This is a genomic window from Acidisoma sp. 7E03 (assembly GCF_054665075.1).
Genome location: NZ_BAAFHE010000004.1, coordinates 135,770 through 150,687, shown reverse-complemented (window position 1 = coordinate 150,687; position 14,918 = coordinate 135,770). Strand labels below are relative to the sequence as shown.

13 protein-coding genes are annotated in these 14,918 nt (G+C 69.0%); 4 read left to right on the top strand and 9 right to left on the bottom strand.

Going from position 1 to position 14,918, the window contains the following annotated elements; all coding sequences use genetic code 11:
* Nucleotide 1: 1 nt before the first annotated feature.
* From ACYQ6W_RS08010 to ACYQ6W_RS07985, 6 genes are all read right to left on the bottom strand, one after another.
* Nucleotides 2-706, bottom strand: a complete 705-nt coding sequence (locus tag ACYQ6W_RS08010) for an ATP12 family protein (protein WP_459674635.1) — start codon at nucleotides 704-706, stop codon at nucleotides 2-4.
* Nucleotides 707-740: 34 nt separating this feature from the next.
* The gene (locus ACYQ6W_RS08005; RefSeq protein WP_459674634.1) at nucleotides 741-3,458 is read right to left on the bottom strand and encodes an AsmA family protein; all 2,718 of its coding nucleotides are present in this window, start codon (nucleotides 3,456-3,458) and stop codon (nucleotides 741-743) included.
* A gap of 11 nt (nucleotides 3,459-3,469) precedes the next feature.
* Nucleotides 3,470-4,297, bottom strand: coding sequence for a nucleoside triphosphate pyrophosphohydrolase (gene mazG / locus ACYQ6W_RS08000; protein ID WP_459674633.1), 828 nt, complete (start codon nucleotides 4,295-4,297; stop codon nucleotides 3,470-3,472).
* Nucleotides 4,294-5,055 carry an NAD kinase gene (locus tag ACYQ6W_RS07995; protein ID WP_459674829.1) on the bottom strand — a complete coding sequence of 254 codons (762 nt, stop codon included), beginning with the start codon at nucleotides 5,053-5,055 and terminating at the stop codon, nucleotides 4,294-4,296. The genes mazG and ACYQ6W_RS07995 overlap by 4 nt, the downstream gene beginning before the upstream one ends.
* A gap of 68 nt (nucleotides 5,056-5,123) precedes the next feature.
* Nucleotides 5,124-5,960, bottom strand: a complete 837-nt coding sequence (locus ACYQ6W_RS07990) for a carbon-nitrogen hydrolase family protein (RefSeq protein ID WP_459674632.1) — start codon at nucleotides 5,958-5,960, stop codon at nucleotides 5,124-5,126.
* A gap of 29 nt (nucleotides 5,961-5,989) precedes the next feature.
* Nucleotides 5,990-6,418 (bottom strand): hypothetical protein, encoded by a 429-nt coding sequence (locus ACYQ6W_RS07985; RefSeq protein ID WP_459674631.1) that lies wholly within the window; start codon nucleotides 6,416-6,418, stop codon nucleotides 5,990-5,992.
* 108 nt (nucleotides 6,419-6,526) lie between these two features.
* Here ACYQ6W_RS07985 and ACYQ6W_RS07980 point away from each other — a divergent pair, with 108 nt between their 5' ends.
* From ACYQ6W_RS07980 to ACYQ6W_RS07965, 4 genes are read left to right on the top strand one after another with little or no spacing between them, the layout of a single operon-like run.
* Nucleotides 6,527-7,669, top strand: a complete 1,143-nt coding sequence (locus ACYQ6W_RS07980) for a 2-aminoethylphosphonate--pyruvate transaminase (protein ID WP_459674630.1) — start codon at nucleotides 6,527-6,529, stop codon at nucleotides 7,667-7,669.
* 16 nt (nucleotides 7,670-7,685) lie between these two features.
* Nucleotides 7,686-9,356, top strand: a complete 1,671-nt coding sequence (locus tag ACYQ6W_RS07975) for a formate--tetrahydrofolate ligase (protein WP_459674828.1) — start codon at nucleotides 7,686-7,688, stop codon at nucleotides 9,354-9,356.
* Between the two features lie 37 nt (nucleotides 9,357-9,393).
* Nucleotides 9,394-10,332 (top strand): Gfo/Idh/MocA family protein, encoded by a 939-nt coding sequence (locus ACYQ6W_RS07970; RefSeq protein ID WP_459674629.1) that lies wholly within the window; start codon nucleotides 9,394-9,396, stop codon nucleotides 10,330-10,332.
* A 5-nt stretch (nucleotides 10,333-10,337) separates the two neighbouring features.
* Entirely contained in the window at nucleotides 10,338-10,547 is a 210-nt protein-coding gene (locus ACYQ6W_RS07965) for a hypothetical protein (protein ID WP_459674628.1), read from the top strand.
* An 80-nt stretch (nucleotides 10,548-10,627) separates the two neighbouring features.
* On the opposite strand, the gene holA is transcribed toward ACYQ6W_RS07965, so the two are convergent.
* The 3 genes from holA to leuS are packed head-to-tail and all read right to left on the bottom strand — an operon-like array spanning nucleotide 10,628 to nucleotide 14,876.
* The gene (gene holA / locus ACYQ6W_RS07960; protein ID WP_459674627.1) at nucleotides 10,628-11,641 is read right to left on the bottom strand and encodes a DNA polymerase III subunit delta; all 1,014 of its coding nucleotides are present in this window, start codon (nucleotides 11,639-11,641) and stop codon (nucleotides 10,628-10,630) included.
* 24 nt (nucleotides 11,642-11,665) lie between these two features.
* Nucleotides 11,666-12,253 carry an LPS assembly lipoprotein LptE gene (gene lptE / locus ACYQ6W_RS07955; RefSeq protein WP_459674626.1) on the bottom strand — a complete coding sequence of 196 codons (588 nt, stop codon included), beginning with the start codon at nucleotides 12,251-12,253 and terminating at the stop codon, nucleotides 11,666-11,668.
* Nucleotides 12,254-12,260: 7 nt separating this feature from the next.
* Nucleotides 12,261-14,876 carry a leucine--tRNA ligase gene (gene leuS / locus ACYQ6W_RS07950; protein WP_459674624.1) on the bottom strand — a complete coding sequence of 872 codons (2,616 nt, stop codon included), beginning with the start codon at nucleotides 14,874-14,876 and terminating at the stop codon, nucleotides 12,261-12,263.
* Nucleotides 14,877-14,918: the final 42 nt, after the last annotated feature.

Here is a 14,918-nt window from a genome sequence, read left to right as displayed (position 1 = left end):
ATCAACCTGATCGGGTCAAAGCGAGATAGCGCGCGGCGTCGGCCGCCTCTGCTGCTTTCTGCGCCCGGCGGTTCGCCGCATCCGCATCTTCACCCCAGCGTTCTGCCTGAAAGATCTCGTCCAAGACCGACAGCCGATAGGCCTCGGCCGCGTCGAGCGCGCCGTCGATCACGGCGAGGCCCAGCACGAGACTACCATAGAGAGGCACCAACACGCCGAGCGTGGCGAGGCCCGCATCATCCAGCGCGGCGACTGCGGCATCGAGGGCGGCGAGGCTCGTCGCAGGTTGCTCAAGGAAGCCGATGCCCCGCGTCACCTGCAACAGCGCGTCGTGCCGGCGCGTCGCCCAGTCCAGCCAAGGCTGCCAGAGCTGCTGCTGCCGCTGCACCAGATCGGGCGGTTCGGCGGCACGGTAGCAGAGCAGATCGCTGCGGCCATAGGCGGCAATTGCGGCTTCGGTTTCCGCGCGCTTCGCCGGAATGCGGAACTGCGTGGTCGCCGCCAACTGGGTCAACGGCAGCAGGGCAGGCACCACCTCCGCCTGCATCGGCATGCTGCGCCACTCGGCGGCGATGGCCTCGGCCAGCGCCGTGCCCGCAATTGTCAGCACTTCACCGCCCGGCAGGCGCATCGGCTTGCCATCCAGCAGGATGACATGGCCCTCAGCCCCTCGGGTGGTGCCAGTTTCCGTCCAGAAGCGCTTCATCGCTCGTCGCCGTCTTTCGCCAAATCGGTGCCGCTCACTGGCCGTTCAGCAGCTTGTTGAACAGGTTCATCGGCTTCTGCAGCAGCCCGGCATCGCCACCGGCGGTCGCGTCCGGCCCCGGCTGTCCGTTGCGGGCGAGGACCAGAGCCGGGGCGCAAGCGGGAGAGACCCCGCGCGCCGCCTTGCGGCCACCGCCGATGATCGACTGGAACAGGCCGTTCAGCCCCTGAGCGCCATTCCCTGCTTCCTGGTTGATCACGACCTTGCCGACTTTGCCCACCTGCGGGTCCGCAAAGCTGCCGCCCACCGTCAGCGGCACGGTGAGATCCATTTCGCCGATATAGAGTTCGGGTGTCAGCGCTAGAGCAAGGCGCTCCTGGCCGAAATCCAGCGTTCCGGTGCCCTGCATCTGCAGGGCACTGGTATCAAGCAGCATGGCTGCGACATTGGCCTGGCCCTGCGTCGCATTCAGCCGCAGCGCCAAGCAGTAAAGCGGCACCTCTCCCGCGCGGTTCAGCAGGTTGCTGGGCACGACGCCCGCCGCCTGCACGGCCGGCGCCAGCATCTGGGCGAGGGCCCGGCCGTCGATCGTCCCGTTGACGGCGGCGAGACCGACGGCGCCGGTCATGCTGCCGGCGAGCGCCCGGGTCGTCGCACCGTCCGCCGCCAGATTGGCGAAGACCTGGACGAGGCCGCGCGCCGCCGTGGGCAGGCCGAGGGCCTGTAGCAAGGGCGCCACTGCGAGATTCTGAGCCTGCATTGCGAAGGTCACATGCGGCACGGCGGTCTGCGCATCGATCTTGCCAGCCGCGAGGATCTGGCCGCCCGGCACGACGACCGAGGAGGGGGCGAGGGAGAAGACGCCATTCTCCAGCGTCGCTGTCGCGACCAGGGCGCGATATTCGGCGCCGCCGAGCTTGAGGCTGGCGAAGGCGAACTTGGCCGAACCATCGAAGGCGTGGAGCAAGCCCACGGGCAGCGGCACGTCCGGGATCACGCGGCGCGGCCCCTGGGGCTTCGGTGCCGCTTGTGCCGGTGCGGCCGTGGCAGGGGGGGCCGGCTGAGGCGCGGCCGACCGAGGTGCCGCCGGGTTTGCATTCAGAATGCCGTCGAGATCGAGCCGCGCGGAGCGCAGGCTGGCGAGCACCGTGGGGCGTTTCGCGTAATCCACCGACACAGCGCCTTCGAGATCGCCTTGGGCGGCCGTCAGGTCGAGCGCCGTCAGGGTGAAGTCCTGGCTCAAGCCTTGCGCGCCGTCCGCCAGCTGTGCCGTGCCGTTGAGACTGACCAGCGCCGGCAGAGCCTGCGCGCCGAAGAGCGGGCCAAGCGTGCTGAGGTTGGCGATCGCGGCGGTCAGGCCGAGATGGAGTCCGCGCAGCGCCAGCGGGTCGGCGATCGAACCCTGCAGGTGCAGGCTGGATTGCGCCGCCGTCAGCATCAGGTCCACCGGCAGCCCGGCCGGCGCCGGGGCGGCGCTGCTTGGCTGAGGTGTCGCTGCGGCCGCCGGCACAGGCGGCGGCATCAGCGCAGTGAGCGGCCCCGTGCTGCCTGAGAGCGTGAAGGCGAGGCCGTTGCGCTGGCCGAGCAGGTTCACCGTCACCGGTTGGTCGAGGGCCGGCGTGATGACGGAGAGGCTGTCGAGCGCGAGATCGGGCAAGAGACTGCCGAGATCGGAGTTCTGCGCCTGCAGGCTGAGATTGGTGACGGCGGGCTTGCCCTGGCCGGCATCGGTGACCGTCGCGGCCAGGGCGACGCCATGGACGGGCGGCAGATGCGCGTCCTTGGGCAGGAGGCCGGGTGGCAGCAGCGGGGTGACGCTCTCGAGGGCGGGGATCGCCCCGTTCACCGCGAGCCGGTAGCCCAGCATGTGCTGCGGATCGGCAACCGTGCCCTTCATCGTCAGGGTGGCGCCGGCCGCGGCGAGGGTCAGATCGATCGGCCAATCCGTCGCGGCAGCCTGGCCCGTCAGCGCCGCAACCGGCCCCGTGCTTCCTTTCAGGGTGACGGCCTGGCCTTGCCAGACGGTGTCGGCCGAGAGGCTGAGCGGTGATGCTTCCGGCGGTTGGTCTGCCTGCCCGGTCGTCGCCAGCCGCGCATTCTTGATGGTGAGGCTGTCGTTCTGCCCGGTTGCGAGATCATGCCAGGTGAGCGTGCCATCGGTGATGTCGAGCCGCGAGAGGGACACCGACCACTGGCTGTGCCCGGCCTCAACCTTGACCGGTTGCGCGGCTTGTTGAGGTTCGGCCGGCTGAGGTGCAGCCGGCTGAGGCGCGGTCGGCTTGAAGACCCAGTTCGGCGTTCCGTCCTTCGTCCGCTCCAGCAGGATCGTCGGGTGCTGCAGGACCAGCGCCTCGATGTCGATCGCATGGTGCAGCAGCGGCAGCAGCGCGATGCGCGTCTCGATGGAGCCAACCTGGACCATGGCGGGCGAAGAGCCGCCAGTCAGGTTCGCGACCGTCACGTCGTGGGCGGTGATGGTCGGCACGAGGGAGAATTTGAGGGCGAGAGGCCCCGCGATCGTCACCTGCCGGCCGGTCGCCTGTGCCGCGGCCGACTCGATCTGCCCCTTATAGGCATTCGGGTCGAAGCTCAGCAGGAAGGCGCCTACGGCCGCCACGGGGACGACGACCACGATGACGACGGCGCCGATGAGCAGTTTCGGCCACAGCCTGCGCCGCCTGCGGCGCGTGGGGACGGAGGAGGGCGGAGGGGCGATGGGCTCGGGCGTTTCGTCCATGCGGCCTTGTACCATGGCCCGTCGCCTCAGGCGCCTCCCTCGGCGCGCTTCACCGCGCCCCACTCCGCTTCCATCTCGGCGAGACTCGCCTGATCCGCGCTCGATCCTGCAGCGACGAGCCGGGCTTCGACGGCCTGGAAGCGCCGCGTAAACTTTGCGTTAGCGGCGCGCAGAACCGTCTCTCCGTCGAGCCCGAGCTTGCGGCAGAGATTGGCCATGACGAAGAGCAGATCGCCCATCTCGTCTGCGATGCGATCGCGGTCGCCGCCAGGCAGCTCCGCCTTCAGCTCGGCCACCTCCTCGTCCAGTTTGTCGAACAGATCCTCGATCTTCGGCCAGTCGAAGCCGACGCGGGCGGCGCGGCCGGAGAGTTTCTGCGCGCGGGTGAGGGCAGGCAGCGTGACGGCCACACCATCCAGCGCGCTCACGCTGGCTTTCTTTTTCGCCGCGCGTTCCTCGGCCTTCTGCGCTTCCCAGGCGATGGTCTGGGCGCTGGCATCGCGCTGCGCGGCCTCGCCGAAGATATGGGGATGGCGGCGGATGAGCTTGTCGTTGATGCCCGCGGCGATCTCGGCGACGGAAAACAGCCCGGCCTCGCGGGCGAGCTGTGCATGGAAGACGACTTGCAGCAGTAGGTCGCCCAACTCCTCCCGCAGCGCCGACATGTCGCCGGCCTCGGCCGCTTCGGCCACCTCATAGGCTTCCTCGACCGCATAGGGGGCGAGGCTCGCGAAACTCTGCTTGAGATCCCAGGCGCAGCCCCCCACGGGGTCGCGCAGGCGTGCCATGGTGTCGATCAGGGCGTGCAGCGCCGCGGCGGCGTCCGGGCTGCGGTCATCCGGTCTGTCGTTCATGCCGTGAATTGTTCCGTGAGAATGCGTTCGGACAGGCCCTGGTCCGGATCGAAGAGGACGGTGACGGACATCGCCCGCTCCTCGCTGACGGCGACCGACACCACGCGCCGCACCTCGAAGGAATCCGCGACCGCAGCGACCGGCCGCTTGTCCTCTTCCAGGATTTCGAACAGTACGTCGGCCGAACTGGGCAAAAGGGCGCCCAGCCAGCGGCGTGGCCGGAAGGCGCTGATCGGCGTCAGCGGCAGAAGATTGGCCGAGAGCGGCACGATCGGCCCGTGGGCGGAGAGGTTGTAGGCGGTCGACCCCGCCGGGGTGGAGATGAGGATCCCGTCGCAGATCAGCTCCGGCATCCGCACCCGGCCGTCCACGGAGATGCGAATCTTGGCGGTCTGCCGCAGCTGGCGGAGGAGGGAGACCTCGTTCAGCGCCAGCGCTTCCTCGACCGCGCCGGTCTGCGTCACCGCATGCATGCGCAAGGGGTGCAGGACGGCGCCCTGGGTCTTGGCCAGATGCTCGGGCAGTGCCTCCTCGATATAGCTGTTCATGAGGAAGCCGACGGAGCCGCAGTTCATGCCATAGACCGGCGTCTCACGGCCCAGCACGCTGTGCAGCGTCTCCAGCATGAAGCCGTCACCGCCGAGGGCGACCACGACCTGCGCTTCCGCCACCGAATGATTGCCGTAGCGCGCGACCAGGCGATCGAGCCGGGACTGCGCCTGGATGGAGGGGGAGGCCACGAAGGCGATGCGGGTCAGCGGTTCCCCACCCAGCACCTGATCGAGACCGAGGGGGGCCGCAGCCCGGTTGAGCGTGTGAGAGACGCTCACGCCAGCTGCCGATGCGCGAGAACCGGCATGTCCCGCCGCACGCGGCCCGTCACCGCACTGTCGGCACGGGCCGTGATCCAGCCCGTGCCGTCTGAGGCGCGGGCGGTGACGAGGCCCCAGGGGTCGCAGATCAGCGAGTGGCCGTAGGTCTGGTGCGGCGCGCCCTGAGCATCCTGATGCTGGCCCCAGCAGGCGGGGGCGACGATCCAGCTTTGGGTTTCGATCGCACGGGCCCGCAACAGAACCTCCCAATGGTCCCGCCCGGTCTGCAGCGTGAAGGCGGCGGGCAGGAAGATGACTTCGGCTCCGGCGCGGCGCAGCGCGAGGAACAGCTCCGGAAAGCGGATGTCGTAGCAGATGGCGAGGCCGCAGGTGATGTCATGGGCGCGGAAGGTCACGATCTCGCCGCCCGCCTTGAAGGTGGCGCTTTCCCGGTAGCCCTGCCCATCGGGGGTTACGATGTCGAAGAGATGGATCTTGCGGTAACGCGCGATCTCCTGCCCGTCCGGGTCGAAGACCAGCGTCGTATTGTAGAGCAGATCGCCCGCCCGCTCGGCGATGGAGCCGCCATGCACGTGGATGCCGTTGGCCCGCGCCACCTCGCGCAGGAACTCATAAGCCGGTCCGCCCGTCTCGTTAGAGCCGGACGGCGGCAAGGTTTCGGCTTCACGGAACTTGGTGTCCCGGTCACCACCGAGGCAGCTCCACATCTCCGGCAGGGCGACGATGCGCGGCCGGCCCTCGCTGAGCGCCCCTTGGATGAGGTCGCGCGCCTGGGCGATGTTCTGCTGCTTGTCCGCTCCGGGGTTCATTTGGATCGCACTGATACGCATGGCGGCTCCTTCCTGTCGGTCCGGCAGGGTCAGCGGTCGAAACGCGGCTCCGCGCGGGGTGGGCGCGGCGGTTCGCGATCGCGGCTCACCGGCCGAGCCGTCCGGCCCAGCCGGGGCTCGGGGTCGTCGTCATAGCGATAGGGATCGGGGGCCGGCGGCACCGGGGGACGCGCACGCTGGGGCGCCGCGGCACGCGGCGCCGCCGGGAGCGGCGCCAGATCATAGGCGTCTTCGTCCGGCCGCACGAACCGGCCCGGCTCGCCGAGGCGCAGCGAGAGGATGCGGATCTCCCCCTGCAGTTCGTCCAGTCGTGCTTCGATGACGTCGAGGCGGCCTTTGACCCCGAAAACGCTGAACGGCATCAAAAGGAAGATGAGCGCATAGAGGATCGCCGGCACCAGAATGAGGATCGGCACCCACCAAGGCATCCAGGGGGGAAGTGTGAATGGCAGGGTCATGGAATCCTCCTTATCAGCAAATCCCCGCGACCGCGATGCCACTGTGGGGTGGATTTGGCCGTCGTGCCATGCCAAGGCAACCAGGGCGTGAGACGAAAGGGTGAGCCTATGCTGCTGTTGATTCCCGGACCGGTGACGACGCATCCGGAGGTTCGCGCGGCCGCCGATCGGGACGTCGCACCCTGGGATCAGGCGGTGCGGGACGAGATCGGCCGCTTGCTGATCCGCCTGCGGGATCTGGCCGGTGGCCGCGACGGTCACGAGGTGGCGCTGCCGCTGCCCGGGTCGGGCCATTTCATCGTGGAAGCGGCGATCCGCAGCTTCGTGCTGCCGGCCGTCGACCGCGGTCATGGCGCGTCCGGCGGCATCCTCATCCCGGCGACGGGGCAATATTCCGACCGGATGATACGCCTGGCGCGCGAAGCGGGCCGGCGGGTGACGGTGTTGCCCGCGTCGCTGACCGAGCCGCTGGACGCGGCGGCCGTGGAGGCGGCGCTCGCCGCCGATCCCAGCATCACCCATCTCGGCATGGTCTATAGCGAGACCAGCACCGGCATCATCCATGACGTGGAGGCCGTGGGCGCCGTGGTGCGGCGCCAGGGCCGGCGGATGATCCTGGATGCGGTTTCCGCCTTTGGCGCGCTGCCGGTCTCGATCGCGGACCACCCCGAGGTCGACGCCATGGTCTTCACCGCCAACAAGTGCCTGGAGGGGTTGCCGGGCTTCGGCATGGCCGTCTGTCCCGTGGCGCTCCTGCCTGAGGTGCGCGGAAAGGCGGACAGCTGGAGCTTCGACCTCGGGGACGTCTACGCCAACGGCCTCGAAAACCAGCCGGGAGCCGCGCGGTTCACACCACCCATCCAGGCGATGGTGGCGCTCGGCACGGCGCTTGACCGGCTGGAGCAGGAAGGCGGTCCCGCCGCCCGGCTGCGCCGTTATCGCGCCAACATGGAGGCGCTGTACACGGGTATGGAGAGCCTGGGTCTGCGGCCGATCCTGCCGCGCGCCCTGCAGGGCCCCATCATCATGAACGTCGCCGCCCCCGCGCACCCCGACTGGGATCTCAAGCGATTCGTCGAAGCCCTGAAGCGGCGGGGCGTGCTGATCAGCAACTTCCGCAACACGGAGCAGCCGAGCATGCGGATCGGTGCGATCGGCGCGATCGGCGTGGCTGAAATCCGCCGGGCCGTGACGGCCATGGGCGAGACATTGGATGAACTCGGCTGGCGCGTGCCGGCTGCGGCAGCGTGAGGGACGGGCGATGAGCATGGGTCATGACGAGGCGATTGCACGGGCCGCCGTGCTGCGCCCGATCGGCGAGATCGCGGCCAAGGCCGGCATCCCTGAGAGTGCCTTGGAGCCCTATGGCCGCACCAAGGCCAAGGTCGCCCTGGCTTTCGCGGAAGAGGTGAGACAGCGGCCGGAGGGCGCGCTGATTCTCGTCACCGGCATCAGCCCGACGCCGGCCGGCGAGGGCAAGACGACGACGACGATCGGCCTGGGCGACGCACTCAACCGTCTCGGCACCAAGACCATGATCTGCCTGCGCGAGCCGAGCCTTGGCCCCTGTTTCGGCGTGAAGGGCGGCGCCACCGGTGGCGGCCGTGCCCAGGTCGCGCCGATGGATCAGATCAACCTGCACTTCACCGGCGACTTTCACGCCATCACCGCCGCCCATAATCTTCTAGCGGCGATGCTGGACAACCACCTCTTCTGGGACAATCCCCTCGGCATCGACCCGCGCCGCATCCGCTTCCGCCGTGTGATGGACATGAACGACCGCGCGCTGCGCAGCATCGTGGACGGGCTGGGCGGCGTCTCCAACGGCGCCCCGCGCGAGGATGGCTTCGATATCACCGTCGCCTCCGAAGTCATGGCGATCTTTTGCCTCGCCCGCGATCTCGCCGATCTGCAGGATCGGCTGGGCCGCATCGTCGTCGCCGAGCGGCGGGACGGCAGCCTGGTGACGGCGCGGGATCTGAAGGCCGATGGCGCCATGGCGGCGCTGCTGCGGGATGCCTTCGCGCCCAATCTGGTGCAGACGTTGGAAGGCTCGCCTGCGCTGGTGCATGGCGGGCCCTTCGCCAATATCGCCCATGGCTGCAATTCGGTGATGGCGACGTGCCTCGGACTCGGTCTTGCCGACGTCGTGGTGACGGAAGCGGGTTTCGGCGCCGATCTCGGCGGTGAAAAGTTCCTCGACATCAAATGCCGCCAGGCCGGGCTCAAGCCGGCGGCGAGTGTCGTCGTCGCCACCATCCGGGCGCTCAAGATGCATGGCGGCGTCGCCAAGGAGGATCTCGGCACGCCGAACGTCGCGGCGGTCGCGCGCGGGGCGGAGAATCTGCTGCGCCACGTGGCCAACATGCGGAAATTCGGCCTGCCGGTGGTGGTGGCGCTCAACCACTTCACGAGTGACTCCGATGAGGAGCGCCGGGCGCTCGAAGGCCTACTCGGGCCGCAGGGCGTCACGCTGGTTCCCTGCACCCACTGGGCGGATGGCGGTGCCGGGGCCGAGGGTCTCGCGCGCACCGTGCTCGCCGTGCTCACCGAGAAGAAGGCCGCCTTTGCGCCGATCTATGAGGACGTACTGCCGCTGGAAGAGAAGCTCGCGACCGTCGCCCGTGAAATCTACGGCGCCGATGGCATTGACCTCGACCCCGCGGCAGCGAAGCGCCTGTCGGCGATCACGGCGTCCGGTTTCGGCCATCTGCCGGTCTGCATCGCCAAGACGCAGTACAGCTTCAGCGCCGACCCGAAGCGTCTCGGCGCGCCCTCGGGCCACCGGCTGCCGATCCGCGAGGTGCGGCTGTCCGCCGGGGCCGGCTTCGTCGTGGCGCTCGCCGGCACCATCATGACCATGCCCGGCCTGCCGCGCGTGCCGGCCGCCGAAAGGATCGGGCTGGACGAGCAGGGGCAAATCATCGGACTATTCTGAACGAGGCCCGAGCGAGGCCGCCTTCAGGGAGACGTCAGTGACGCAGAAAATCGCCATCATGGGTCTGGGCAAGATCGCGCTCGACCAGCACGTGCCCTCGATCCTCGGCAACGAGGCGTTCGAGCTGGCCGCCATCGTCAGCGGCCGCGGCGCCACCGTGAACGACCTGCCGAGTTTTCGCACGCAGGAGGCGCTGTACGAGGCGATGCCGGAGGTGACGGCCATCGCCCTCTGCACGCCGCCAGCCGGGCGGTTCGAGACGGCGCGGGCCGCCCTGCTGGCCGGCCGGGACGTGTTGATCGAAAAGCCGCCGGCGGCGACGCTGGGCGAAATCGCCGAACTCGCCACCATTGCGGAGGCCGAGCGCCGCGTCTTCTTCACCACCTGGCATTCCCGCTTCAATCCGGCGGTGGAGGAAGCGCGCCGCCTCCTCGCCGGGCGCCGGCTGGCGAAGCTCCGCGTGGACTGGCGGGAGGACGTGCGGCGCTGGCATCCGGGCCAAGCTTGGATCTGGCAGCCGGGTGGCTTCGGCGTGTTCGATCCGGGAATCAATGCGCTTTCCATCGTCACGGAGATCGCGCCGGAACCGCTCTTCGTGACCGCCGCTTCGCTCGAAGTGCCGGCCAACCGGCAGACGCCGATCGGCGCCGAGATGACCTTCTCGACCCCTGATCCCGTGCCCGGCGCCGACCTGACCGCCATCTTCGACTGGCGGCAGGAAGGCCCGCAGAGCTGGAACATCACGGCCGAAACCACCGAGGGGACGCTGCTAGAACTGAGCGAGGGCGGGGCCCGTCTCGCGGTCAATGGTGCCGAGGTGGTGGCCGCTCCCCCGGCTGAATATCCGCGCATCTACGAGATGTTCGCGCGCCTGCTGGAGGCGCGGGAATCGCATGTCGACGTGCGGCCCCTGCGCCTGGTCGCGGACGCCTTCCTCGTCGGCGAGCGCCGGGAGACGGCGGCTTTCGAGGATTGAGCACGTTGAAGGGTGGGCTCGAGGAGCCCACCCTCCGGCTATGGCGTCAGGTCGGCACGCCTTTCCGCGAGCGCCTGGTACTCCGCTTCGAGCTCCGCAATGAGGCTGGTATCGTCAGCGGGCTCGCCCAGGGTGGGGCCCTCCTGCAGACGCTCGATCTGATGACGGATCACCGCCATCGCATCCTCGATCTGTTGGCGGAGGGGCTTGTCTGATTCGCGCATGGCGCCAGGCTAGCCTGCTGCCGCGCCGGTGGACAGAGCCGGTCGATGCGAGGGGCGCGAGCGCCGATGGTTCAGCGCCCGCGCATTCGCTGGGCGCGGCGGGCGATGGCAAGAACCGCGGCATGGGCGATGGCTTCGGCCGGCAGACCCGTGCTCTTGCACTGGCGCTCGGCCTCACGCAGCTGGAGCTGCACGGCATCGACGGCGGCAGCGCTCCAGAGCTCTGCCGCCTCCAGCATGGCGCGTTCCCGGCGGAAGAAGACGGGCGGCCGCAGCGCCTTTACCGCCTCCGCCGCGCCCATGCCGGCTTCCCGCGCCGCGGCAATCCGCGCCAGCTTGTCCATGTGGCCATGCGCCGCCCGCACCAGGCCGACGGCCGAAGCGCCTTCGGCAAGTGCCGTTGCGGTCGCGCGGTCGGCTTCCGCCGTCGCGCCGCGAGCGGCGGCGAAGAGCGCATCTTCGATGGAAAGATCCGCTTGGTCACCGGCGATGCTGCGCACTGCCTCAAGATCGACAATGCCGCCGGGCCCGGCGAAGAGGGCGAGCTTTTCGACCTCCGAGCGGATCATGCCGCGATCGGCGCCGGCATGCTGCACCAGCCAGTCGAGGGCATCGGGCGCGATCTGCACCTGCTCGGTCTCGAAGAGGCCGCGCAGCGTGGTTTTGAGCGCTGCACCCTCCTCTGCATAGCATGCAAGAGCCCCGGCGTGGCCGTCCTTCTCCGCCCAAGCGCGCAGCTTGGAGCGCGGCGTGAGTTCGCCGGCTTCGAGGATGATCAGCGAGCCGTCGGGCAATTGGCAAAGGGCGGGAAGTACGGTCGCGAGGCTATCGGTCGCTTCGCGAACGCGGACGACGCGCCGCCCGCCTCCAAAAGCGATTGCGGTCGCTTCCAGCTCCAGCGTGCCGCCATCCGGGCGGGTGAGTTCGACAAAGCGAAAGGGATCGTCGAGGCCACCGGCTGCGGCCCGGGCCAGAGTCTCTCCCCGTTCCCGCACCAGCCCGGCATCCGGGCCGTAGAGCAGAACAGCCCGTAGGCGCGCGGCATCCCGGCAGAGGCCGGCAAAATCGCGCGCGTCGAGTTTCACGGCCGGAGGGCCCCGGGCGCCGGCTCAGCCGCTATGCTTGGCTTCTTCAAGCGCGCGTCCGCTGACGGTGAAGTAATGGGCCAGGCGGGTGACGATCTCGTCGGCGATGGACTGCGCCAGCCGCGCATTGACGACGTTGGTCTCCAGTTCCTGGCCGAAGGGCTGGTTGTCGAAGGCGTTTTCGCTGTCGCTCGCCTGGGCGATGTTGCTGACCAGCACCTTGTGGTTCGGATCGTCCTGGGAGACGAGCGACCAGGGCGCGGTCGCGATGAAGCGGACATAGGTGATGGTGCTGTCACCCTGAACGCCCAGGCCGACCTGGTTGATGCCGATGGAGACCTGCAGCGTGTAGCGGCTGTAGGTCGGGGTTTCGCCGGCATAGAGCCGGTCCTGCAGCGCCTGGCGCAGGATCTGGCCTTCGCGATCCCCCAGAAGCGGCACCTGCACCTGGCGGAGTTGGGCGCGGACGGTCTCGGCCCCTTTCGGCGCATTGCCGAAGGCATCCGGCGCATAGAGGGGGTGCGGGGCGCAGCCCACAACGCCGGCGGCGAGGCCGAGGCCCGTGGCCTTGGCACCGAAGGAAAGCAGAGCCCGGCGGGTGGGTGCGGTCATGCGGCCCTCAGCCTGCGGTGACGAAGTTGACGATACGGTCCGGCACATGCACGCGCTTGACGATACGCTTGCCTTCCAGCGCGCGCACGACGTTGGGCTCGGCCTCGGCCGCGGCGATCACCGCCTCCGCCGGGCTGCCGGGGGGAAACTCCACCGTGCCGCGCAGCTTGCCCATGACCTGGACCGCGATCGTCACCGTCTCGGCGGCGGTAAGGCTCTCGTCGAAGCTGGGCCATGCCTCGTTGGCGACGAGGCCGGCACCCGGATGCAGCAGCGCGTTCATCGCTTCGGCGAGGTGCGGCATCATCGGCGCCGACAGCCGGATGGTCATGTCGAGCGCTTCGACGCGGGCGGCGGCGAGGGAGGCATCGCCCGGGGCGGCCGCGCCCTCCTTCTCGGCCTCAGTCAGCGCCGCCGCCAGTTCGTAAAGGCGCGCGACGGCGACGTTGAAGCCGAAGGATTCGAGCGATTCCGACACCGCCTGGATGGTGCGATGGGTGGCGCGGCGCAGCTTGCGGGCTGCGGCGGACCATTCGGCCGGGGCCGGCACGGTGCCAAGGGCGGCGACGCCTTCGGCCAGGCGGTATAGGCGCTGGGTGAAGCGGTAGGCGCCGGCCACGCCCGCTTCCGTCCACTCCATGTCGCGGTCGGGCGGGTTGTCCGACAGAATGAACCAGCGGGCGGTATCGGCGCCGAACCGGTCGATGATGGCGCCAGGGTCGATGGTGTTGCGCTTCGACTTGGACATCGCCTCGATACGCCCGACCGTCACCGGCTCCTCGCTGCCGGCGACGACGGCCGAGCCGTCGGTCCGCCGTTCGACCTCGGTCGGATAGAGCCAGCGGCCGTCGGCGCCGCGGTAGCTCTCATGCGTCACCATCCCCTGGGTAAAGAGGCCGGCAAAAGGCTCGGCGACGCCGATGTCGCCCATGGATTCCATGGCGCGCGTAAAGAAGCGAGAATAGAGCAGGTGCAGGATCGCGTGTTCGATGCCGCCGATGTACTGGTCCACCGGCATCCAGTAGTCGGTCGCGGCGCGGGAGACCGGCTCCGCTGCCTCAGGCGCGCAGAAGCGGGAAAAATACCAGGAACTGTCGACGAAGGTGTCGAAGGTATCGGTCTCGCGCCGCGCCGCGGCACCGCATTGCGGGCAGGCGACGTGTTTCCACGTCGGGTGATGGTCGAGCGGGTTGCCCGGCCGGTCGAAGGTCACGTCCTCCGGCAGCACGACCGGCAGCTGGTCGTCCGGCACCGGCACGGTGCCACAAGCATCACAATGGATGATGGGGATCGGGCAGCCCCAGTAGCGCTGGCGGCTGACGCCCCAATCGCGCAGGCGCCAGTTCGTCTCGCCCTCGCCCCAGCCGATCTCCCGCAGCCGAGCGATCGCCGCGGACTTGCCTTCCTCGACGCCGAGACTGTCGAGAAAGCCGGAATTCATCAAGGTGCCGGGGCCGGTATAGGCTTCGTCCGCCGGCGGATCACCCTGCGCCGGCTTCACCACGGGGCGGATGGGCAGGCCGTAGGCGGTCGCGAAATCCCAGTCGCGCTGGTCATGCGCCGGGCAGCCGAAGATCGCGCCGGTGCCGTAGTCCATCAGCACGAAATTGGCGATCCAGACCGGGATCGTGACGCCCTCGAGGAAGGGATGACGGACGCTGAGGCCCGTCGCGAAGCCCCGCTTCTCGGTGGTCTCGATGGCGGCCGCCGTGGTGCCGAGGCGACGGCATTCGGCGATGAAGTCGGCCGCTTGCGCATTCTGCTCGCCGATCGCGAGTGCCAGAGGATGTTCCGGCGCGAGAGCCAGGAAGGACATGCCGAAGAGCGTGTCCGGCCGCGTGGTGTAGACCTCGACCTCGGACAGGCCGGCAGCGGGCGTGGTGAGCGGGAAGCGGATGCGCGCGCCCTCGCTGCGGCCGATCCAGTTGGCCTGCATCAGCCGCACGCGTTCGGGCCAGCGGTCCAGCCCGTCCAGCGCCGCCAGAAGCTCGGGCGCGAACTTGGTGATGGCGAAGAACCACTGCGACAGTTTCTTCTTTTCGATGAGCGCGCCGGAGCGCCAGCCGCGCCCGTCGATCACCTGCTCGTTGGCGAGTACCGTGCCGTCCACCGGATCCCAATTGACCCAGCTTTCGCGGCGCTCGACCAGGCCGGCCTTGAAGAAGTCGAGGAAGATTTTCTGCTGCTTGCCGTAGTATTCGGGCTGGCAGGTGGCGAATTCACGCCGCCAGTCGATGGAGAGGCCCATGCGCTTCAGCTCGGCGCGCATGTTGCGGATGTTCTCCCAGGTCCAGCTTGCGGGATGCGTGCGGCGCTCGCGGGCTGCATTTTCGGCGGGAAGGCCGAAGGCATCCCAGCCCATGGGATGTAGCACGTTGTAGCCCCGCGCCCGGCGGTAGCGGGCCACGACGTCGCCCAGCGTGTAGTTGCGCACGTGGCCCATGTGGATCTTGCCCGAGGGATAGGGAAACATCTCGAGCACGTAATATTTGGGCCGGCCGTCCTGCGGCACGTCTTCCACGGCGAAGCAGCTCTGGGCGTCCCAGGCCTGCTGCCATTGCGGTTCCTGGCGTCGGAAATCGTAGCGCGGGGCTTGTGGATCGGACGAGGTGATGTCGGTCATGGCGTGTCTATCCGGCACTTCCCGCCTCGCGGCAAGCGGCGG